The sequence below is a fragment of the Kitasatospora sp. NPDC059827 genome (genome assembly GCF_042731675.1).
Lineage (GTDB): Bacteria > Actinomycetota > Actinomycetes > Streptomycetales > Streptomycetaceae > Kitasatospora.
Genome location: NZ_JBHWIV010000024.1, coordinates 72000 through 92628, shown reverse-complemented (window position 1 = coordinate 92628; position 20629 = coordinate 72000). Strand labels below are relative to the sequence as shown.

General features: G+C 74.4%; 19 protein-coding genes. 10 read left to right on the top strand and 9 right to left on the bottom strand.

Going from position 1 to position 20629, the window contains the following annotated elements:
* The first annotated feature begins 44 nt into the window (after positions 1-44).
* From ACFV8H_RS17700 to ACFV8H_RS17690, 3 genes are all read left to right on the top strand, one after another.
* Positions 45-1325 carry an RNA-guided endonuclease InsQ/TnpB family protein gene (locus ACFV8H_RS17700; protein ID WP_380400696.1) on the top strand — a complete coding sequence of 427 codons (1281 nt, stop codon included), beginning with the start codon at positions 45-47 and terminating at the stop codon, positions 1323-1325.
* An 87-nt stretch (positions 1326-1412) separates the two neighbouring features.
* Complete coding sequence (locus ACFV8H_RS17695; RefSeq protein WP_380400694.1) at positions 1413-2594, top strand: tetratricopeptide repeat protein; 1182 nt, start codon at positions 1413-1415, stop codon at positions 2592-2594.
* 120 nt (positions 2595-2714) lie between these two features.
* Positions 2715-3818 carry an NADH:flavin oxidoreductase/NADH oxidase gene (locus ACFV8H_RS17690; RefSeq protein WP_380400692.1) on the top strand — a complete coding sequence of 368 codons (1104 nt, stop codon included), beginning with the start codon at positions 2715-2717 and terminating at the stop codon, positions 3816-3818.
* 100 nt (positions 3819-3918) lie between these two features.
* Here ACFV8H_RS17690 and ACFV8H_RS17685 read toward each other — a convergent pair whose 3' ends face one another.
* On the bottom strand, positions 3919-6132 hold the full coding sequence (locus tag ACFV8H_RS17685) for a DUF6571 family protein (RefSeq protein ID WP_380400690.1): 2214 nt from the start codon (positions 6130-6132) through the stop codon (positions 3919-3921).
* 2 nt (positions 6133-6134) lie between these two features.
* Positions 6135-6446 (bottom strand): hypothetical protein, encoded by a 312-nt coding sequence (locus ACFV8H_RS17680; RefSeq protein WP_375897123.1) that lies wholly within the window; start codon positions 6444-6446, stop codon positions 6135-6137.
* 333 nt (positions 6447-6779) lie between these two features.
* On the opposite strand from ACFV8H_RS17680, the gene ACFV8H_RS17675 reads away from it, so the two are divergent.
* Positions 6780-8015, top strand: coding sequence for a cytochrome P450 (locus ACFV8H_RS17675; protein WP_380400688.1), 1236 nt, complete (start codon positions 6780-6782; stop codon positions 8013-8015).
* An 84-nt stretch (positions 8016-8099) separates the two neighbouring features.
* Here the strand turns inward: ACFV8H_RS17675 and ACFV8H_RS17670 are convergent, their stop codons facing one another.
* From ACFV8H_RS17670 to ACFV8H_RS17655, 4 genes are all read right to left on the bottom strand, one after another.
* Positions 8100-9203 (bottom strand): hypothetical protein, encoded by a 1104-nt coding sequence (locus ACFV8H_RS17670; protein WP_380400687.1) that lies wholly within the window; start codon positions 9201-9203, stop codon positions 8100-8102.
* A complete protein-coding gene (locus ACFV8H_RS17665) occupies positions 9200-10117 on the bottom strand; it encodes a hypothetical protein (protein WP_380400685.1) in 918 nt (305 codons plus the stop codon). Before ACFV8H_RS17665 ends, ACFV8H_RS17670 begins: the two co-directional genes overlap by 4 nt.
* A complete protein-coding gene (locus tag ACFV8H_RS17660) occupies positions 10114-11118 on the bottom strand; it encodes a hypothetical protein (RefSeq protein WP_380400683.1) in 1005 nt (334 codons plus the stop codon). The genes ACFV8H_RS17665 and ACFV8H_RS17660 overlap by 4 nt, the downstream gene beginning before the upstream one ends.
* Positions 11119-11180: 62 nt before the next feature.
* On the bottom strand, positions 11181-12101 hold the full coding sequence (locus tag ACFV8H_RS17655; RefSeq protein ID WP_380400681.1) for a hypothetical protein: 921 nt from the start codon (positions 12099-12101) through the stop codon (positions 11181-11183).
* Positions 12102-12463: 362 nt separating this feature from the next.
* Here ACFV8H_RS17655 and ACFV8H_RS17650 point away from each other — a divergent pair, with 362 nt between their 5' ends.
* The 4 genes from ACFV8H_RS17650 (at position 12464) to ACFV8H_RS17635 (ending at position 17632) form a co-directional block, all read left to right on the top strand.
* Entirely contained in the window at positions 12464-12901 is a 438-nt protein-coding gene (locus ACFV8H_RS17650) for a carboxymuconolactone decarboxylase family protein (protein WP_380400679.1), read from the top strand.
* Between the two features lie 48 nt (positions 12902-12949).
* Positions 12950-13909 (top strand): ADP-ribosylglycohydrolase family protein, encoded by a 960-nt coding sequence (locus ACFV8H_RS17645; protein ID WP_380400677.1) that lies wholly within the window; start codon positions 12950-12952, stop codon positions 13907-13909.
* Between the two features lie 193 nt (positions 13910-14102).
* Positions 14103-14720 (top strand): hypothetical protein, encoded by a 618-nt coding sequence (locus ACFV8H_RS17640; protein ID WP_380400675.1) that lies wholly within the window; start codon positions 14103-14105, stop codon positions 14718-14720.
* A 161-nt stretch (positions 14721-14881) separates the two neighbouring features.
* Positions 14882-17632: a M4 family metallopeptidase gene (locus ACFV8H_RS17635; protein WP_380400673.1), complete on the top strand. Its 2751-nt coding sequence runs from the start codon at positions 14882-14884 to the stop codon at positions 17630-17632.
* Positions 17633-17657: 25 nt separating this feature from the next.
* On the opposite strand, the gene ACFV8H_RS17630 is transcribed toward ACFV8H_RS17635, so the two are convergent.
* From ACFV8H_RS17630 to ACFV8H_RS17620, 3 genes are all read right to left on the bottom strand, one after another.
* Positions 17658-18083, bottom strand: a complete 426-nt coding sequence (locus ACFV8H_RS17630; protein WP_380400672.1) for a hypothetical protein — start codon at positions 18081-18083, stop codon at positions 17658-17660.
* Complete coding sequence (locus ACFV8H_RS17625; protein WP_380400670.1) at positions 18080-18601, bottom strand: peptidylprolyl isomerase; 522 nt, start codon at positions 18599-18601, stop codon at positions 18080-18082. Before ACFV8H_RS17625 ends, ACFV8H_RS17630 begins: the two co-directional genes overlap by 4 nt.
* Positions 18602-18691: 90 nt before the next feature.
* The gene (locus ACFV8H_RS17620) at positions 18692-19906 is read right to left on the bottom strand and encodes an RNA-guided endonuclease InsQ/TnpB family protein (RefSeq protein WP_380400668.1); all 1215 of its coding nucleotides are present in this window, start codon (positions 19904-19906) and stop codon (positions 18692-18694) included.
* 192 nt (positions 19907-20098) lie between these two features.
* Between ACFV8H_RS17620 and ACFV8H_RS17615 the strand changes: the two genes are divergently transcribed.
* Positions 20099-20332 carry a hypothetical protein gene (locus ACFV8H_RS17615; protein WP_380400666.1) on the top strand — a complete coding sequence of 78 codons (234 nt, stop codon included), beginning with the start codon at positions 20099-20101 and terminating at the stop codon, positions 20330-20332.
* Positions 20333-20336: 4 nt separating this feature from the next.
* A complete protein-coding gene (locus tag ACFV8H_RS17610; RefSeq protein ID WP_380400664.1) occupies positions 20337-20618 on the top strand; it encodes a hypothetical protein in 282 nt (93 codons plus the stop codon).
* Positions 20619-20629: the final 11 nt, after the last annotated feature.

Genomic DNA, 20629 nt, shown 5'->3' with positions numbered 1-20629 from the left:
CCGCCTGGGCGCACCGCCCAGCTGGCGGCCGCGTCTGACTGTCAGTGCCTGCCGGTAGGTTGATTCTCGTGCATCTCAGGTACTCCTTTCGTATCTATCCGACGGTGGGTCAGCGGCAGCTGCTGGCACGTACGTTCGGGTGTGCGCGGGTGGTGTACAACGATGCGCTCGCCCTGCGGAGGGCCGCATGGAAGGCGGACAGGTCGAGGATTGCGACCGGTGCTCTGGCCAAGTCGGTGATCACGGAGGCGAAGAGGACGGATGCCCGGTCGTGGCTGGGGTCGGTGTCGGTGGACGCGTTGCAGTCGTCCCTGCGCGATCTGGACACGGCCTACCGGAACTTCTTCGACTCGGTGTCTGGTAAGCGGCAGGGACGCCCGGTGGGGCTGCCGGTGTTCAAGTCGCGCAAGGACAGCCGGCAGTCGCTGCGGTTCTCCCGCAACGGATTCCGGTTGCGGGGCAACGGGAAGCTGAACCTGGCGAAGATCGGTGACGTGCGGGTGAAGTGGTCGCGGCCGCTGCCTGCTGATCCGTCGTCGGTGACGGTCGTGCTGGATGCGGCCGGGAGGTACCACGCGAGTTTCGTCGTGGATGTGGAACCGGAGCACTTGCCCGAGGTCGATGCCGAGGTCGGCATCGACCTCGGGCTGACCACCTACGCCGTCCTCTCCGACGGCAGCGTGATCGACAACCCCCGCTTTCTCCGCAAGGCCGAGAAGAAGCTCAAGGCCGCACAGCGGGAGCTGTCCCGTAAGGCCAAGGGCAGCAAGAACCGGGCCAAGGCCCGCCGAAAGGTCGCCAGGGCGCACGCCAAGGTCGCCGACACCCGCAAGGACTGGCTGCACCAGCAGACCACCAGGATCATCCGCGAGAACCAAGCGGTGTACCTGGAGGACCTGAACGTGCGCGGCCTCGCCCGAGGCCGCCTGGCCAAGTCCGTCCACGACGCCGGATGGGCCACCTTCCGGCGCCTGCTCAAGGAGAAGGCGGCCCGGTACGGACGCCATGTCGGCATCGTGCCCCGCGCGTTCCCGTCGTCCCAGCTGTGCTCGGCGTGCGGACACCGCGACGGACCCAAACCCCTGCACATCCGGGCGTGGGCCTGTGGCGCATGCGGCATGCTCCATGACCGTGACCTCAACGCCGCTCGGAACATCCTGGCCGCCGGGCAGGCGGACAGGCTAAACGCCTGCGGAGGGCCGGTGAGACCCGGCGTGGCGATCCCACGCCAGGCACGGCCCGCTGAAACAGGAACCCACCGGAACGCCGACCGCACCGGGCGCAAGCCCCGTGCCACAGGCGCGGCCGGAATCCCCGCGCTTTAGCGCGGGGAGGATGTCAAGTTCGCGGCCTTCCGGTTCGAGGACGAGGACGGCCCGGGGCGCTCGCAGCGGCTGGCGGACTTCCACCGGATGCTGGGGGCGGTCGGCCTGGCCTTCACCGCCCTCGGCGCGGACCCGACGGCCCCGGGCGCGCCGGCCGCGGGCACGACGGCCCCGAGGACCCCGGCCCCGGGCGCGACGGCCCCGGGCGGCGGCGTGTTCGAACACGACGGCCTGGCCCACGCGGTGGCCGTGCTGCGCTGCTGGGACCTGACCCTGCGCGGCGCCGACCGGGCGCGGGCGCTCGAACTGGCCGAGTCCGCGCTGCCGGGCGGCCGACTGCCCGCGAGCCTGGGCTGGACGAACACCACCTGGGGCTTCGAGCTGCCCGGGATCCTGGGCCTCAGCTACCTGTACGCCGACCGGGTCGACCGGGCGGAGGAGCTGTTCACCGAGGCGGTGCGCGCCTACGAGGTCGCCGGGTGGAGCGGCGGCCACCTCGGTTTCGCCCACCTGCTGACCGGCATGCTGCGGTTCCGCTGCGGCGCGCTCGCCGAGGCGGAGGACCACCTGCGCCGGGCGCTGCGCACCGCCGCGCGGATCGGCCCGGGCACCCCGCTGCACTGGGACGCGGTCGGGGCGCTGGCCGAGACCCTGGCCGCGCGCGGACGGCTGGACGACGCCCTGCGGCTGGCGCGCAAGCACTCCTTCGGCCCGCCGTACCCGACGGTGATGGTGCTGCCCGACGCCCGCACGCTGTACGGCCGCCTGCTGCTGGCCCGGGGCGACGCGCCGGGCGCGGCCGCGGCGCTGACCGCCGCCGGGGCGGCCCTGGACGCGCGGGGGTGGCGCAACACGGTGTGGGCGCCGTGGCTGGGGCACCTGGCGCGCGCGCTGGCGCCCGAGCGGCCGGACCGGGCCCGCGACCTCGCCGAGGAGGGCGTCCGGCGGGCCCGGGAGACCCGGACGGACTCGGCCGTCGGCACCGCCCTGCGGCTGTGCGCCGCGGTGCACGAGCCCGCGCCGGCGGCCGAACTGCTGACGGAGGCGGTCCGGCACCTGGAGCGCTCACCGGCCCGCTACGAGCACGCGATCGCCCTGGTCGACCTGGGTGAGGCGCTGGGCCGCCGGGACGGGGCGCCGCACGGCCGGTTCCAGGACCCGGGCGCCCGCAGCGCGCTGACCCGGGGCCTGGAACTGGCCTCACACTGCGGCGCCGACGGCCTGGCCGACCGGGCCCGCGCCCTGCTGTCGCCGCCGTCGGGGGGCTGAGGCCCCCCGGGCGGGCGGCCGCCGTTGAAAGTATCGTCCCGTGCAACTATTGTTTGGACATATAAAGCGCATCAGCAAGCGCCTGTGTCCTGGCGCTGCCGTTCCCACTGGGAGTCCGACATGAGCACCACCCTCTTCACCCCGTACACGCTGCGGGAGCTGACCGTTCCCAACCGGGTCTGGATGCCGCCGATGTGCCAGTACAGCGCCGCACCGGCCGGAGAGGCCGCCGGGGCCCCCACGGACTGGCACTACACCCACCAGGCGGCGCGGGCCGCCGGCGGCACCGGGCTGATCATCACGGAGGCCACGGCGGTCAGCCCCGAGGGGCGGATCAGCCCGTACGACCTCGGGCTGTGGAACGACACCCAGGTCGAGGCGTTCCGCCGGATCACCGACTTCCTCAAGGCGCAGGGCACCGTCCCGGCCGTCCAGCTCGGGCACGCCGGGCGCAAGGCCTCCACCGAGCGGACCTGGGTGGACCGCGGGCGCGCCCTGAGCCCCGACGAGGAGCACGGCTGGACCCCGGTCGCCCCCAGCGCGCTGCCCTTCTCGCCCGAGCACACCACCCCCGAGGAGCTGACGGTCGATCAGATCGGCGAGATCGTCGGGCAGTTCGCCGACGCCGCGCGGCGCGCCCTGGCGGCGGGCTTCCAGGTCGTCGAGGTCCACGGCGCCCACGGCTACCTGATCCACCAGTTCCTCTCCCCCGAGACCAACCGCCGCACCGACGCCTACGGCGGCTCCTTCGAGGGCCGCATCCGCTTCGCACTGGAGGTCGTCGACGCGGTGCGCGAGGTGTGGCCCCAGGAGCTGCCGCTGTTCTTCCGCGTCTCGGCCACCGACTGGCTCACCGAGAACCCGCAGGACGGCCGCGAGGGCTGGACCTCGCAGGACACCGTCCGCCTGGCCAAGGAGCTCCAGGCGCACGGCGTGGACCTGCTGGACGTCTCCACCGGCGGCCTGGTGCCGGACGCCGTGATCGAGGCCGGCCCCGGCTACCAGGTGCCCTTCGCCGAGGCGGTGCGCGACCAGGTCGGCCTGCCGGTGGCCACCGTCGGCCTGATCACCGAGCCGGCCCAGGCCCAGGAGATCCTCGCCGCCGGCCGCGCCGACGCCGTCCTGCTCGGCCGCGAGCTGCTGCGCAACCCCTCCTGGGCCCGCCGCGCGGCCGGCGAGCTGGGCGGCGAGGTGCACACCCCCGTCCAGTACCACCGCTCCTGAGGACGCGCTGCGGCCGCCTCCCCCAGGCCTGGGGGCGGCGGCCGCAGTGGAGTTGACGGTGTGTCAAAAATTGACGGTGCGCCAAGAGTTTGACGGTGCGTCAGGAGTTGCCGCGGCCGAGGAAGTGGCCCGCGGTGGTGGCGCTGGTGGAGCGGCGGTCGTGGGAGGCGTCCTCGACGACGTGGATCATGCTGCTGTCCGGGTCCGTGCCGCGGTCCTTGGCCCAGCCGCTGACCAGGTGGGTCATCTCGTTGTTGGCGTCCAGGTAGGTGTCGGAGATCTTGGCGTTGGCGACGCTGTTGTTGTGGTCCTTCATCTGGTTGTCCCACTCCCAGGCCCAGGTGTCGACCAGGCGCTGGGCGCTGTCGCCGACCCACGGGATGGGGGTGAGCGGGGCGCCGACCACGTGGTAGGCCACCTTGGCCTTCCAGTCGGCCTGGAGGTTGGCGTCGTCGCGCTGGCCCATGGCGACGTCGGCGCGGATCGCGTCGTAGACGCCCAGGCTCGCGGCGCCCTTGTTCATCACGTCCTGGATGTCGTTCTGCGAGGGGTTGGGCCCGATCGAGGACAGCTCCTGGGCGATCTTGGCGCTCTCGGCCTGGTGCAGGGTGGCGTAGGCGTCGGGGTTGTCGGACAGTCCGCGCATCACCCGCACCAGGCTGTCCTCGCCGACGCCCATGTGCACGGTGCCGTTCGCGTCGGTCCACACCGTGCTGCCGTGGTCCAGGTACTGGGAGTTGCGGCCGTTGAAGATCTCGTGGCTGTCGTTGGTGTAGTCGGCCAGCGCGTTGGCCAGCGGCTGGCGCAGGTTGGCGTTGACCTTGGTGCCGCCCTGGCCCTCGTCCAGGGTGGTGACGGTGTCGTGCATGATCCGGGCCTGGGCCTCGGTGTGGTGCCCGGTGTGCGGGGCGCCGGCCGGCTGGCCGGTGGTGGCGGCCTCCAGCGCCGCGCCCAGGCCGCTCTGCGCCAGCGGGTCGGGCGTCTTGAACGGGCCGGCCATCGACGTGACCCAGCCCTCGGGCCACTTGCGGTCCTTGAGCAGGTAGTGCAGGTGCTGGTTGCCGCCGCCCGCGCTCGGGTCCAGGTAGGCGGTGGCGGCGTCCGGCTCGCGGCCCATGATCGCGAGCACGTTGTCCAGCGGGTCGGCGCCCAGCGCGGTGCCGTTGTGGTTGGCCTTGTAGGCCCACGCGTCGGGGGTCTTCTTCTCCGCGGCGGTGATGTCGTCGGCCAGGTCGCCGAGCATCCCGGCCGAGTACTTCGCGTCGCCCTTGGTCATCAGCGTGGTCAGGACCTGGTACCCGTACACCGGATCGGTGTTGGAGCCGTAGTTGTGGTCCCCGTCGCAGCCGACCTTGGCCATGCCCGCGCGCCAGCGCCGGTAGAAGTCGGTGTCGGTGTCCTGGGTGGCGGAGGCCAGCGCGTGGGTGAGGCCGCCCTGGAGGTCGGTGTAGGCGGCCTTCTTGTCGCCGCCGGGGCTGCTGAGCTTCCCGGCGAGCTTGAGCATGCCGTCCGGGCCGAGCCGGTCCAACAGGCCCTGGGAGAAGGCGGGGTGGTCGGCCTTGTCCTTCATCAGGTCCTGCAGCTGGACCAGTTGCTCCGGGGTCAGGTCGTCCAGGTGGGTGGCCAGGGCGGCGGCGCGCTGGGCGTCACCGGCGTCGCCGCCGCCCACGGCCTGGCCGTTGAAGGTGGTGTCCAGCGGGTTGCCCGCCTTGGAGGCGCCGCGCAGGGCGGCGGCGATGCGCTGGTCGGCGCGGGTGGCGGCCTGGACGCCGGCCGTGATCGCCTTGGTCCACCTGTCGGCCGCGTCCTGGTAGGACTGCCGGCCCTCCGGGTCGTGGTGCAGGGCCTGGCGGGTGGCCGGGTCGAGCGTGCTCTCGTCGAACACCGCCGTGCCGGTGCCGGTCACCTTGAAGCCGTCCTTGACGGCGCCGTCGGCGGCGTCGCGGGTCTGCTTCTGCGCGGCGGCGAAGTCGGCGTGCGCCTCGTCGAGCAGCGAGGCCATCGCGTTGGCCTCGGTCTGGGCGTCGACGATCTGGCCCTTGGTGGCCAGCAGCGCCGTGTTGGCCAGGTTCGCGGTGCCGCCCGTCCACCAGGGGCCGCCGGTCAGGCCGTTGCCGCTACCCGGCAGGCCGGGGCCGCCCGGGGTGAACAGGCCGTTGCCGCCGATGCCGCCGCCGTTGCCCGCGCCGCCCAGGACGTCCTGCTCCATGGTGGTCTGCATGGTGTGGAAGCGGGTCGCCATCGCCCGCCACTGGGTGGCGGCGGCGGTCAGCGCGTCCGGGTTCGCGTTGATGACGTCTTCGTATCCGAGCATGGTCACTGCACCTGGAGGGACTGGGCGATGGACAGGTTGGTACTGCGGTAGTTGGCGCCGGTGCTCTGCATCGCGCCCGCATTGGCGTTCAGCCGCCCGGTCAGCGCCTTGACCTGCTGGTGCCACTCGTCCAGCGAGTCCTTCAACGCCCCGGCGCTGTCCCAGTTCTTGAGGCCCGTGACCGCCGTCCCGGTGGCGTCGTCGGCGACCGCGCCCGCGCCCGGGCAGTCGTGGGCCAGGTTGGTCAGCGTGGCGTGCGCCTTGTCCAGCGCGGCGTGGTTGACCCCGAACCCGCCCGGTGCCGGTGTGCTCATCCGTCGTTCCCCCATGTGTGGTGACCCGGCGGTGTGGTCACCGGGCGCCGATGATCGTAAGTCCGCGGAGCACCGGTTGACGCAAGGGAGGCATCAGAGATTTGTCACCGTTTCGTCACCGCCCGGCGCCCGGCGGACCGTTCGGGTACGGCACACCGGCCGGGCCGGGCCGGCGCAGCACCCCGGCGACCGTACGGCCACCGGGCCCGGCGACCGCACGGAGCCGTCCGGGCGGGCGCGCGGCGACCGCGCCCGTGCGCCGTTGACGCCCGACCGACCCCCCTCTACAACGGAGCTCAGACCCCGGCCCCGAGCTCCCCGAGGAGCAAGCCCATGGCTCCGGACGCCCCCCGCTGCCCCGTGCTCGACATGACCGCCCGCACCCTCCACCAGCAGAACGCGCGGCTGCGCTGCGCCGGACCGGCCGTACGGGTCGAACTCCCCGACGGCATCATCGCCTGGTCGGTGACCCGCGCCCCGGTGATCCGCGCGCTCACCGGCGACCCCCGCATCTCCCGCGACGCGCGCCGCCACTGGCCCGGCCTGGCCGCGGTGCCCGAGGGCTGGCCGATGGGCCCGATCGCCTTCCAGCAGAACTTCTTCAACCGCTACGGCGACGAACACCGCTCCGCCCGGCGCCGGATGGCGACCTCCTTCTCGCCCCGGCGGGTGTCCGCGCTGCGCCCCCGGATCGAGGCCACCACCGCCGCCCTCGTCGGCGCACTGGGCGAACTCGCCCCCGGCCAGGCCGTGGACCTGCGCCGGGCGCTGTCCCTGCCGCTGACCATGACGGTGATCTGCGACCTGTTCGGCGTCCCCGCCGGCCTGCGGCCCCCGATCGGCCGGGCGATGGACGCCCTGCTGACCACCACGGCGGCCAACGAGCAGATGACGCTCTCGCGCGCCGAGATCAACGTGGCGCTGACCGACCTGCTGGAGCTCAAACGGCGCGAACCCGGCCCCGACCTCGCCAGCGACGTCGCCGCGCTCAGCACCGGCGGCGACACCGGACGCACCGAGGAGGAGTCCCGCGACACCCTGTTCCTGATGCTCGGCGCCGGGTACGAGACCGCCGTCAACCTCATCACCAGCACCGTCCAGGCCCTCCTCACCCACCCCCGCCACCTGGCCGCCGTCCGCACCGGCGCCCTCGGCTGGGAGGACGTCATCGAGGAGACCCTGCGCCACGAGAGCCCCGTCATGCACGTCCCGCTGCGCTACCCGCTGGAGGACATCGACCTCGGCGAGGGCGTGGTCATCCGCCGCGGCGAACCGATCCTGCTCGGCTTCGGCGCGGCCGGCCGGGACCCGGACCTCCACCCGGACCGGCCCGACGAGTTCGACCCGACCCGCCCCGACAAGGAGCACCTCGCCTTCGGGCACGGCCCGCACTTCTGCCTCGGCGCGCCCCTGGCCCGCCTGGAGGCCGAGGTCGCCCTGGCCGGCCTGTTCGGCGCCCACCCCGACAGCGCCCTGGACCCCTCCCGCCCGGCACCCGCCCGGCTGGAGTCGGCGATCATCAACGGCCCGGCCGAGCTCTGGATCGTCCCGACGCCCGCCGCGCCGTGATGACCCGAGGGCCCCGCACCCGCCGGTTTCACGCGCGGGGGGTGCGGGGCCCTCGGGGGCTGCGGTGGGCGCCGGGCTCAGGGCTCAGGCGAGCAGGTCTGACTGGAGGTCGACCACCTGGCGGAAGGCCGCGGCGGGCACGCCGCGCGGGTTGGTCATGGTGATCACGGCCACCACGTCGGAGGCCGACACGAACGCCAGACGGGTCGTCGGCACGTCCTTGCCGGCGGTCTCCCTGGACTCCTTGCGGGTCACCTCGACGCCGTCCGGCAGCTCGCCGTCGGCCGAGGAGGGCGCGGTCCTCGCGTCGGGCGCGGCCTTGAGCTGGATCTCCGAGCGCGTCCGGGAGAAGGTGTCCCAGGCCTCGGCGGAGGTGCCGAAGCGCATCAGCCGGATCCGGGTGCTGGTGCCGTCGGAGGCGGTCCACTCCCGGACGGTGGCCGCGCGGCACACGTTCTGCCGCAGCAGGGTCCGCATCCGGGCCGGGTTCTGCAGGTCGCCGAGCAGCGCGTCGCAGGACACCCAGTTCGCCGGGGCCGCCCCCTCGGGGCTCGCGGTGGCCGTGCCGGAGGCGCTCGGGCCCGCCGTGGCCGAGGGGGTCCCCGACGGGGTGTCGGAGGGCGAAGCCGTGGGCGAGGCCGAGCCCGCCGGGAGCGTCGGGGCCGTCGGGGCCGGGAAGACCGGCGGGTTCACCGAGCCGCCGGCCTCCTTGGGCACGGGCAGCAGCAGGTGGCGCAGGTCCGCCAGGTGCACGGCCGCGCCCTTGTCCTTGGCCTTGTCCTTGAGGTTGGGCGCGGCCTTGCCCGAGGGCAGCGGCGGCAGGGCCAGCGGCGGGAAGGTGTAGCGGCCGTCGCCGGCGGTGGCCAGGCCGGGGATGTCGGTGCGCTCGGGCGCGGTGACGGCCAGCGCGGTGCCGGTACCGGCCAGGGCGAACACCAGGACGGCGCAGCCCCAGCGCACCGCGGCCTTGCGGCGGCGGGTGCGGTGGGCGGCCTGCTCCTCGGCGGCCTGGGCCGCGAGGGCCCGCTCCTCGGCGGTCGGTACCTCGGCGGTCGGCTCCTCGGCGGTCTGCGCCGTCGTGGGGGCCGGGTCGGCGGCGGGCTGCGGGGCGGGCCCGGACTCCGGGGCGGGCTGCGGGGTGGGCTCGGACCCGGGCCCGGGCTGCGGGGTGGCGGCGTGGTCGGTCATACGGAGGCTCCGGGGCTGGCGAGGCGGTCGAGCTGCATGGTGAAGAGGGCCACGATCCTGTCCTTGGGGAGCGGTGCCACACCCTCGGCGCTCATGATCACCAGGAGGTCGCCCTCGGCGGCCGAGCACTCCAGGTAGTCGATCGGCGCGGACGGCGCCGCGGGCATCAGGTAGCAGTGCGCCTCGGGGTGGCCGGGGACCTGCGGGCCGGAGCGGAAGATGCCGGTGTCGCCGGTGAACACCGCGGTGTACTCGTTGATCCGTTGCACCTCCTGCTGGTTGAACTGGCGCAGCCGCAGGCCGACCACCAGGTTGCCGCCGTCGTTGCGGTAGGTCCGCACGCCGCTGCCCTTGACGTGCAGGCCCTGCCAGTAGGAGCGGAGCTTGTCGCGCTTGTCCTTGGGGACCTGCTGGAGTTCGGCGTCCATCTCGTCGGAGAGCTGCCCGGCGCCGAGCTCGGTGTCGTTGCCGTAGCCGCCCTCGTCGGGGCCCGGTGCGTAGCCGGCCGGGACGGGCAGCAGCAGGTCGCGCAGCGAGCCGAAGTGGCTGCCGTTGGACTTGGCGCCGAAGGGCGTGGGGGTGGCGGCCGGGGCCGGGGTGCCGGTGGGGCCGGCGGCGGCGACCGGGGCGGGGTCGTCGTACTGGGTCTTGATGATGCCGACGCCGATGACCACGCCGACCAGGGCGGCGGCGACGGTGGCGGCGCCCGCGCGCAGCAGGCGGCGGGAGGCGGGGTTCGGGGGCGAATCCGGGGTCGGGTTCGGCGCTGCGGGCTCGCCCGCCGGGGCGAACTCGCCTGCGGGCGCGGCCGGTTCGGGGGCCTGCTCGGCCGGGGTGGCCGGGGCGTGCGGCTCGGCCGGGGCATGCGGCTCGGCCGGGGTGGCCGGCACGGCGCTCACGGAGTCGTCGGTCATGTCAGCCGCTCCCACTGCTGCTTGGCGAGGGCCTTGAGGTCCCCGGATTCCACCGGCTTGGGGCTGAAGACCTCCACGGTCATCAGCACCGTGCCGCGCTGGGCGGCGGCGTGGCCGTAGTAGTACTGCTCCTTGGTGTCGGACCACTGCCTGGGTTCCGGGTCCACCCGGTAGCCGCCGTCGGTGTCGTCGGCGAAGGTCTGCCCGTGGAAGGCCGCGGCCTCGTCGATGTGCTCGGGCGTGTACTGGGTGAGCGTGACCCGGTAGCGGGTGTCGCCCTTCATCCAGTCCACCTCGGCGGCGCGCCGGAAGCCGGACGTGGCGAGGTCCTTGAAGACGACGGCCGCGTCGCCCTTGCGTTCGGCGAGTTCGCCGATCGACATCCAGCCGGGCTTGTCCGGGTAGTCGCCCCAGGCGGTGCTGCCGTCGGGGGCGCTGACCAGCAGCTTGCGCAGGTCGCCCTCGATGGCGGGCGGCGGGGGCTGGGCGGCGGCGAGGGCGGCCGGGTCGACCGTCTCGGCCGGGTAGGCGGGCAGGGCGACCTGGAGCGGCGGCAGCGGCGTGGGCGGGCGCTGGGCCTGGATCGCGTAGCCGACGCTGCCGCCGGCCAGCACGCCCACGACCAGGGCGCAGACGGACAGCAGCACCGGGCGGGGGCGGCGCGACGGGCGCGGGGCGGTCTCGGGGCCGGCCGACAGGAAGTCGGCGTAGACGTCCACGGCCGGGGCCGCGGACTCCTGCGCGGCCGGGTCGGGCTCCGGTGCGGCCGGGGCCTGGTGCGCCGTCCGGTGTGCCATCGCCTCGCCTTCGGCCGACCAGGGGGACGGGGCCGGGACGGGGGGCACCGGCGGGGCCGGCGGGACCGGTGGTACGGGCGGTGCGGGCGGTACTGGTGGTACGGGCGGCAGCGGCGGCGTCGGCGGTTCGACCAACGCGGCCGACGCGGCTGACGCGGACGGGTCGGCGGCCGCGGCCGGCGGCTGCTCGGGTTCGGTGGTCACGGAAGCGACTCCAGAGGAGGAGGGGCGGGAGGACGTCGTGGGGCGGGCGCGCGGGCGCGGGCTCAGCCCCCGGAGGCGAGCCACTCGCGCTGGCGCTTCATCAGGTCGTTCAGCAGCGCCTTGTCCGGCGTGCCCTTGACCTCGACGTCGACGGTGTACTGGACGTCGCCCTGGCTGGAGATGCCGGTCATCGAGCCGGTGTAGGCCTCGTTCTTGGGCTTGCGGCGGAAGCCGTGGGCGTTGGGGTCGCCGTCGATGTCGATCGCTTCCTGCGACTTGACGGTGTAGCCCTGGACGAACCGGCTCGCCAGGTCGGCGGAGCCGAAGTGCAGCAGGGTGACGGTGACTTCGGCCGTGCCGTCGGCGGTGCGGTAGGTGCGGGTGGCGCCGTCGCGGTAGCCGAGGCGGCTGAGGATGGTGTCGATGTCGTCCGGCTTGCCGAACATCTCGGAGACGTCGTCGCGGGTCATCGCCATCCCGTCGGCGGGCCCGTAGGACTCGCCGCCGGCCGGGATCGGGAGCAGGAAGTAGCGCAGGTCGCCGTCGTGCTTGCCGCCGCTGACGGTGCCCTTGACGGTGCTGGCCGGGGCGGGCTCGGTCGGGACGGCCGTCGGCACCGGGACGGGTACGGCGGAGGGCGTGGCGCTCGCGGAGGCACTCGCACCGGCACTCGCCGGGGCGGTGGCGGCAGCGGTGGCACGCGGCGCGGGTGCGGCGGCCGGGCGGCCGTCCGGCTTGCCGACGGCGACGGTCACCGCGGCGCTGGCCGCCGTGACGGCGAGCAGTCCGGCGGTGGCCAGCGCGACGCCGACGGCGCGCGGCAGCCGGCGCGGGGCCGCGGTCGCCGTGGGCTCGGGCACGGCAGCCGCTTCCGGCGCGGCTGCGGGCTCGGGCACGGCGGCCGACTGCGCTACGACGGCCGGCTGCTGCGGCAGCGGCGGCGGATCGGTGAACGCGGCGCTCTCGTTCTCGGGCGCGGGCAAAGGACTCCCCCATGGGAATGATCGGAAATGTCGCACGTGGGCCACCGTCGGAAATCCGCTCCCCCGCGGCCTTCCCGGACCGGCCATCACGTCTCTCAGCAGGGATTATGAGAGTCCGATGACATTCTCGCCAACAAAAACAATCACCACACTCCCGTGCAATGCCCGATGAATCGGACACTCCGTGACCCAACCGCAACAGGCGCCCTGACGGGGTGTCGTGCGTCCGGGTGTCGTGGAGGCCGTGGTTCCGCGCCCGGCTTGAGTTGGAGCGCACTCCAAGTCCTACGGTTCCTTCCGTGGTCAGGGCCGGTCGGCCGGGGCCGCGACACGGGAACAGGCACGAGGAGAGGACGGGCGCCATGGGCGTTTCGGAGCAGGGCGTTTCGGAGCAGGGGGCCGGGCAGCGGCGGGAGCGGTTCGAGCGGGGCATGGAGGTGCTCACCCGGGTCGACGGGGAGGGCGGGCAGCGGGTGGTGGACGCGCTGGCCGACATCAGCCCGGAGCTGGCCCACCAGGTCGTCGCCTGGGGCTTCGGCGACGTCTACAGCCGCCCCGAACTCGCACCGCGCGACCGGCAGTTGGTGACGCTGGGGATGCTCACCGCGCTCGGCGGCTGCGAGCCGCAGCTGGAGGTCCACATCAACGCCTCGCTCAACGTCGGCCTCTCCCCCGTCGAGATCACCGAGGCGCTGCTGCACTCGGCGGTGTACTGCGGGTTCCCCAAGGCGCTGAACGCGACCTTCGTCGCCAAGAAGGTCTTCGGCGAGCGCGGCCTGCTCCCGGTCACGGCGAACTGACGCCGGACCACCCTGCCACCGGGGCGCGGCCGGTGCGATCATGCGGCCATGACGTATTCGGCAGCACGTGACGCGTTGGAGGGCCTGGCGCTCGGGGACGGCTTCGGCGAGCGGTGGTTCCCGCTCTTCCGGACACCGAAGGTGGCATTCGCACAGATCCGGGCCCGGCGGGTGCCGCCGGAGACCCCGTGGCACTGGACCGACGACACGGCGATGGCGCTGTCGGTGTACGGGATCCTCACCGCGTACGAGGCGGTGCACCAGGAGCGCCTGGCCGAGGCCTTCGGGGTGACGTACCTGGCCGACGCCTACCGCGGTTACGGCAACGGCATGAGCCTGCTGCTGCCCCGGCTGGCCGCGCGGCCGTCGGCGTGGCGCGAGGAGTCGCGCAAGCTGTTCGACGGGCAGGGCAGCCTGGGCAACGGTGCGGCGATGCGGGTGGCACCGCTGGGCGCCTGGTTCCACGCGGACCTGGACGAGGCCGCGGAACAGGCCGCGCTGTCGGCCGAGGTGACGCACGCCCACCCCGAGGGGATCGCCGGCGCGGTGGCCGTGGCGCTGGCGGCCGCGCTGGCCGCGCGCGGACGCGAGGGCGGCGGGGCTCCGGCTCCGGCGCCGGCCGGGGCCGCCTTCCTCGCCGAGGTGGCCGGGCGCACCCCGGCCGGCCCGGTGCGCGAGGGCCTGGCCCGGGCCGCCGAGCTCGCCCCGGACACCGAGCCCTGGCGCGCGGCAGACCTGCTCGGCAACGGGCAGCGGGTGCGGGCCGGCGACACCGCGCCCTTCGCCCTGTGGTCGGCCGCCCACCACCTCGACAGCCTGACCGACGCCCTGTGGAGCACCGCCGAGGGCCTGGGCGACGTGGACACCACCTGCGCCATCACCGGCGGCGTGGTCGCCGCCCGCACCGGCCTGGGCGGTCCGGCCGCCGGCTGGCTCGCCGGGCGCGAGCCCCTGCCGGCCTGGGTGGCGGGCGCGGAGGACGAGACCCCCGTACGCCGCACGGGCTGACGCCCCGCCGGCCGGGCCCCGGCGGTGCGGCCGTGCGGCGGTGCGGCGGTGCGGCCGTGACGATGTCGCAGCCCTGTCACCGTCGCAGGAGAAGCCTGGCCGCGGGGGCCGGGCGACCCCAGGATCGGGAGCGGTGGCGGGACTGCGGCGTCGGGGGGCGGGTGTGGCCGGGACGGGGTTCGAACGACGGTGCGTGGCGGTGACCGCGGCGGCGACGGTGACGCTGGCGCTCGCGGGCTCGGCCGCACTGTGGCCGTGGTCGCAGGACGATCCGGTGCCCGGGTGGCTGTGGTGGTTGTGCGCCGCGGCGGCGGTGGCGCTGCCGGCGGCCTGGTTCCCGGTGCGCCGCCGGGCCCCGGAGCGGGAGCGCGGGACGGGCACCCGGGCGGTGGGGTTCCTGCTGCTGGCACTGCTCACGGTGTTCCTGGCCGCGCAGGTCGCCGGCACCGTGCGGGAGCGGCTGGGCCATCCGCGCCGTACGACGGCCTGGGTGACGGGCTGCCGGGTGAGCGGCCAGGAGCCGGGCGGGGACGGCGGCGGCCTGGGTGCGAAGACCTATGCCTGCACGTTCCGTTGGAGCGTCGACGGGCGGGAGTTCAGCGCGGAGCGGCCGCAGGGGCCGTATCCGCGGGGCCACGAGATCACGGTGTGGCTGGACGACCGGGGGCGGATGAGCACCGGCCGGCCGAGCTGGCTGTCGGTGCCGCTGTTCGCCCTGCCCCTCCCGTTCACCGTCTACGGCGCGGTGTTCCTGGGCCGCTGGACGGCCGAGGACCTGCGGGAGCGGTGGCACCGGGCGGGAGGTGCGTGAACGCACCTCCCGCACGGGGACGTCGAGGGGAGCGGGGAAGCGCGCGGGACCGCACTTGATGAGCAGTCAATCGACATATGTCGCTTGACTGCATATGGTGGGTGGGCGCGACCGCACCGCCGTGCCGTCGCACCCCCGCATCCGCACGCGAGAGGACCGCTGTGCCCCAACACCCGCGCACCGCCCGTACCTTGGCCGTCGCCGCCGCCACCGTGGCGCTGGCCCTGACCGCGCCGACCGCCCTGGCCGCACCGGCACCCGCGCCGGCGTCCGCGCCGAGCGCCGGTGGCGCCGACCCGGTGCCCGCCCTGGTCGAGGGCCGGGACACCGCCGCCCCGCAGCTGGTGACCGGCCTGGCCGAACCCGCCCCCGGCGACCCGGTCCGGGCCGCCCGGGACCACCTGGCCGCCCACCCCGAGCGCTACCGCGTCGACACCGGCGAGCTGACCGAACTCGCCTCCACCCCCGGCCCCGACGGCCGGCGCACCGTCAGGTTCGAGCAGCGCCACGGCGGGATCCCCGTCCTCGGCGGCCAGTACCTGGTGCACCTCACCGGACAGGGCGACGCCCAGAAGGTCGAGTCGGTGGGCGGACGCTACTTCACCGGCCTGACCGCCCCCACCACCCCCGCTGTCCCGGCCGAGGCCCTGCGCGCCGCCGCGCTCGACGCGCTGAGCGACCCGCAGCAGCGCACCGGCGCCACCGCCGAGGACCTGGGCGCCGTCGTCCTGCCCGGCGGCCCGGGCCGCCTGACCGAGCACTACACCGTGCGCCCCGGCACCGGCGGAACCGGAGGCACCGGCGGCACCGGCGCCACTGCTCGCGAGGTGTACGTCGACGCCACCACCGGCACCGTCGCCCTCGCCCACGACGCCCGCGCGCCCCGCCCGGCGGCCGCGACCACGGCCCCCGGTGCCGCCACCGCCGACGGCCTGCGCCCCGCCACCGGCACCGCCCCCGACGCCCACGGGCGCCCCACCGCCGTCAACATCGCCCAGCGCCCCGACGGCGGCTACCAGCTCACCGACCTCACCCGCCCCGCCGCCGTCACCACCTACGACGCCGGCGGCCGCGACGAGGGCGACTTCGACCACGTCATGCCCGCCGACGCCGTCCCCGCCTCCTCCCCCACCCCCGCCTTCCCGGCCGCCACCGGGGACGACGGCGCCACCGACGCCCACGTCAACGCCGGGATCGTGTACGACTTCTACCGCGACCGCCTGGGCCGCAACGGCCTGGACGGCCAGGGCGGCCCGATCGTCTCCGTGGTCAACGTCAGCGACCACGGCGCCCCGTTCCCGAACGCCTTCTGGGACGGCAGCAAGATGGTCTACGGCGCCCTCCCGGGCCACTACCCCTTCTCCGCCGCCCTGGACGTCTCCGGCCACGAGATGACCCACGCCGTCATCGACCACACCGCCAACCTGACCTACTTCGGCCAGTCCGGCGCCATGAACGAGGCACTCGCCGACTACTTCGGCAACGCCATCGAGGTCACCGCCCGCGGCCTGGCCATGGACGACCCCACCGCCGCACTGCTCGGCGAGTCACTGTGCCGCACCGGCACCCCGCAGGAGTGCGCGAACCGCCGCCTGGACGACCACCGCACCACCGTCGACGACTACCTGGGCACCCTGGACGTCGACACCGGCGGGGTGCACCTGAACTCCACCATCTTCGGCGGCGCCCTGTGGGACGTGCGGCGCACCCTCGACCCGCTCACCGCCGACCGCGTCGTCTACCACGCCCTCGCCGACTACCTCACCCCCTCCGACGACTTCCTCGCCGGACGCGACGCCGTCCTCGCCGCCGGCCGCGACCAGGGCCTGGACAAGCGCCAACTGCGCTCCGTCGCCGCCGCGTTCGACGCCCACGGGATCCGGGCCGGCTGGCAGCAGCGGCTCGGCATGGACGCCCGCACCCTGCTGCCCGCCGCCCCCAACGGCCAGGCCACCCCCGTCGCCGCCAACGGCCACTGGGTCCTCCTGGCCGACGGCCCCGACGGCAACGGGCTGTACACCGGCACCACCGACGGCCGCGGCAAGCCCGTACGGCTCAGCCCCCAGGACGGCCGCTTCCACAGCTGGGCCGCCACCGACGGCACCACCGCCGTCTGGGAGGCCCAGGGCGGAACCGGCGGCCCCGGCAAGGAGATCCTCACCGCCCCGCTCACCGGCACCGGCCCGGTGCGCAGCCTGCTGCGCACCACCGACAGCCTCGACGGGCTCCAGGTCTCCGGCCCGGACACCGCCTACGCGCTCACCGACCACACCACCGGCCGCACCCGGGCCTACCTCGTCCACGACGGGGCCCCGGCGGTCGGGATCCCGCTGCCCGAGGGGCACGGCCTCTTCGGCCTGACCCTGCGCGACGGCCTGATCGGCTGGACCGAGACCTGGCAGGACGGCGACCGGACGGTGAACGCCCCGACCGTCTACTCCATCGCGGCGGGCAAGGTCACCGCCCAGTACACCGCGCACGCCCCGGCCGGCTCCGGCCCCAGCCGCACCTCCTCCACCCTGCTGGCGGGCGGGCGCCTGGTCTGGCTGGACACCCCCGTCGACCCGGCCGGGCGCAGCACCATCCGCTCGGGCGCGGTGGACGGCTCGGGGATCGTGGACGTGCTGCCCGCGAACTCCCCGCAGGCCCCCCGGTTCGCCACGCTGACCGCCTCCGACCAGGCCGTCAGCTACCAGCTGACGTCGGCGAAGCCGGCCGGCGGCTGGACCAACGCGGCGCTGCCCAAGCTGTGGCAGGTGCCGCTGGCGGGCGGCCCGGCGCAGCGGGTCTCCTGCGACCGCGGCGGCCAGTACGCGGTGGCCGCCGACCGGGGCACCCGGGTGGTGTGGCTGGACGCCACGGCGGGGCGCGCCGACCTGGTGACCCGGGAGCGCCCGGCCGGCGGCTGCTGAGCTCCGGCCTGGACTCCCGCCCGCGTCAACTCCCCTGCCGCCGACCGTACTTCTGCGGGCGGCGGCTCGGCCGTTCGGCGTCCAGGAGGGCGAGCACCTCGCGTACCGCCGCCCGTCCGGCCCTGCGGTACGCGTACTCGCTGGTGTCCACGTCGTGCACCGTGGTGTGGTGCACGACCAGCGCCAACGCCGTGACGGTGCCGGGCAGTTGCTCGGCCAGCTCGGCACGCACGCCCTCGGCCAGGGCGGCATGGTAGCGGTCGAGGTCTCCGGCCCCGGGGGTCCCGCGCACGGTGGCGCCGTCGGCGACCTCCAGGTGCACACCCTCCTCCCACGGCTCGAAGTCGACCGTCGCGTCGGCGACGGCGCCCGGGCAGCCGCCCTGGTGGACGTAGCGGGCGCGCACCCCGCGTACCGGGCAGGGCGGGAAGGCCGCCGGCCCCGGGCTCACGCGTGGGTGATCTCGACCTCGGTGATCACCACGTCCTGGACCGGGCGCTCGCCGTCGGTCTCGGCGGCGGCGATCGCGTCCACCACGGCCTTGGAGGCGGCGTCGGCGACCTGGCCGAAGATGGTGTGCTTGCGGTTGAGGTGGGTGGGGGTGCCCACCGTGACGAAGAACTGCGAACCGTTCGTGCCCGGGCCGGAGTTGGCCATCGCCAGCAGGTACGGCTTGGTGAAGAACAGCTCCGGGTGGAACTCGTCCGGGAAGGCGTAGCCGGGCCCGCCGGTGCCGGTGCCGGTCGGGTCGCCGCCCTGGATCATGAAGCCCTTGACCACCCGGTGGAAGGTCGTGCCGTCGTAGTACGGGCCGCTGCCCGGCTCCCCGGTGCGCGGGTCGGTGTACTCCCGGGCGCCCTCGGCGAGTTCGACGAAGTTGCGGACCGTCTTCGGCGCGTGGAACGGGAACAGTTCCAGCCGGATCGGGCCCGCCGTGGTGTGCAGGGTGGCGAACCGGGCGTTGGCCACGGGTGTCTCCTTCGTCGTCGGTCCTGTTCGGTGTTCGGATGGGCATCCTGGCACGTGACTCCTCCCCCGGCTAAAGCCGGGGGCTTCTCGCTAACCCGGGTGGGCGTCGCGACGGGCCAGCCCGGCCCGTAGAACGTTGACGGCTCCCACGGTGTCGGCGTGCGCCTGGTGGCCGCAGCTGACGCAGTGGAACTTCTCCTGTGTGGGCCGGTTCTCCTTCGCGGTGTGCCCGCAGGGCGGGCAGGTGCGGGAGGTGTTTCGGGGGTCCACGGCGATCACTTCCCGGCCGGCGCTTTCAGCCTTGCTGGTGAGGATCGCGAGGAACACCCCCCAACCGGCATCCGAGATCGAGCGGTTGAGTCCGGCCTTGGCCGCCGCGCCGTTGGGCAGGAAACCGCCCGGCCTGTCGGGGTCGGGCTTGGACGCGGGAGCCTTGACCATGTTACGGATCTTGAGGTCTTCGTGCGCGATGAAGTCATGCTCACGAACCAGGCCGAGTGCGCTCTTGTGGGCGTGGTCCAGGCGCTGGCGACGGACCTTGCCGTGCAGCTCGGCGAGCTTCTCCACTGCCCGCTGGTGGTTCTTGGTGCGCCTGTCGCAGCGCACGCGGGGGAACCGGGCAAGGGCCTGCTGGGCGGCTTGAAGCTTCGCGGCGGCAGTGCGGCCGTGGCGCGGGTTGGGCACGAACCTGCCGTTCGAGTCGGCGAGGAAGTGGGCGATGCCCATGTCGATGCCGACTGCGGACCCGGTCGCGGGAAGCGGCTCGGGCTGTTCCCGCTCAGCGGTCAGCACGACGAACCACTTGCGGCCCTCACGCTTGATGCTGATGGTCTTCACCTTGCCGACCACAGCGCGGTGCTGGTTGACCCTGACGCATCCGACGCCCTGGAACCGGACACGGGTCACCGGATCGTGCGGGGTCGCGTCCCACCGGCAGCCGTCCCCGTCCTTCGGGAACTCCACGGTGTCGAACCAGTTCACGCCCCGGAAACGCGGGTAGCCCGGTGTCCGACCGGCCTTGACCCGGCGGAAGAACGCGGCGAACGCCCTGTCCAGACGGCGCAACGTGGCCTGCTGCGACGAGAACGACCAGCGGCCCTGCCCCTCCTGGTCGAACGCCCGGATCCCCTTGAGCTGCGCGGACTGCATCCCATACTTGATCGAGGCCTTGGAGGCGTGCCGGTAGGCGTCGCGCCGTTCCTGCAACGCGCCGTTGTAGAGGGAACAGTGGTCGCGCAGCATCTCGCCGAGCGCTTGCGTTTGGCCCACAGTGGGCCGCATGAGGAACCTGTACGCACGGATCATCCGGCCCACCCCCCTTCGGTCGATGCGATCAAGCTAGTGCACGCCACTGACAACGCAGCGATCTCCGCCGCTTCGCGGCTCCGGGCCAAGGACGCATTCCCTCCCCGGCTAAAGCCGGGGATACCCTGCAAGATCAGGGATGCGAGGATTCGTGGCCGAACCGGTGGTGGGAAGAAGAGGGGTGACACCGAGATGGTCGGAGCGGTGCTGGTCGGGGTGCTGGTGCTGGTGCTCGCCGGGTGCGGGTGCGTGGTCTGGGCCTCGCGCGGCGGGCCGGGCTGGGTGCGCGCGGTGGCGGCGGTGACGCTCGGCGCGGGCGATCTGCTGCGCGGCGCGGAGCAGCGCCGGCGGCGGCGCAGGCAGCGGGAGCGGTGGCTCCTGGGCAGCGGCAACGGCAGCGGCGAGGGCGGCGGGGACGGGAGCTGAGGCGGTGCCGGACGGGCAGCGGCTGCGGCGCGTCTTCGAGGCGTCGCTGGCCGAGGCGCTGGCCGGGCGCGGGGTGGCGACCTGCCTGGGTCTGGACGACCCGACCGAGGAGGCGCTGTGGGCGGTGTACGACGCCGCGACCGGGCACCGCACCGGGCCCGGGGCGGGGACGGTCGAGGAGCTGGTGGCGGCCGCCCGCCGGGCCTTCGAGGGACAGCTGGACGGCTCCAACGCGGCGCGCTGGCGCGAGCGGCTCGCGCGCAGGTTCACCGAAGGCGGGCGCTGAGCACAGGGGCG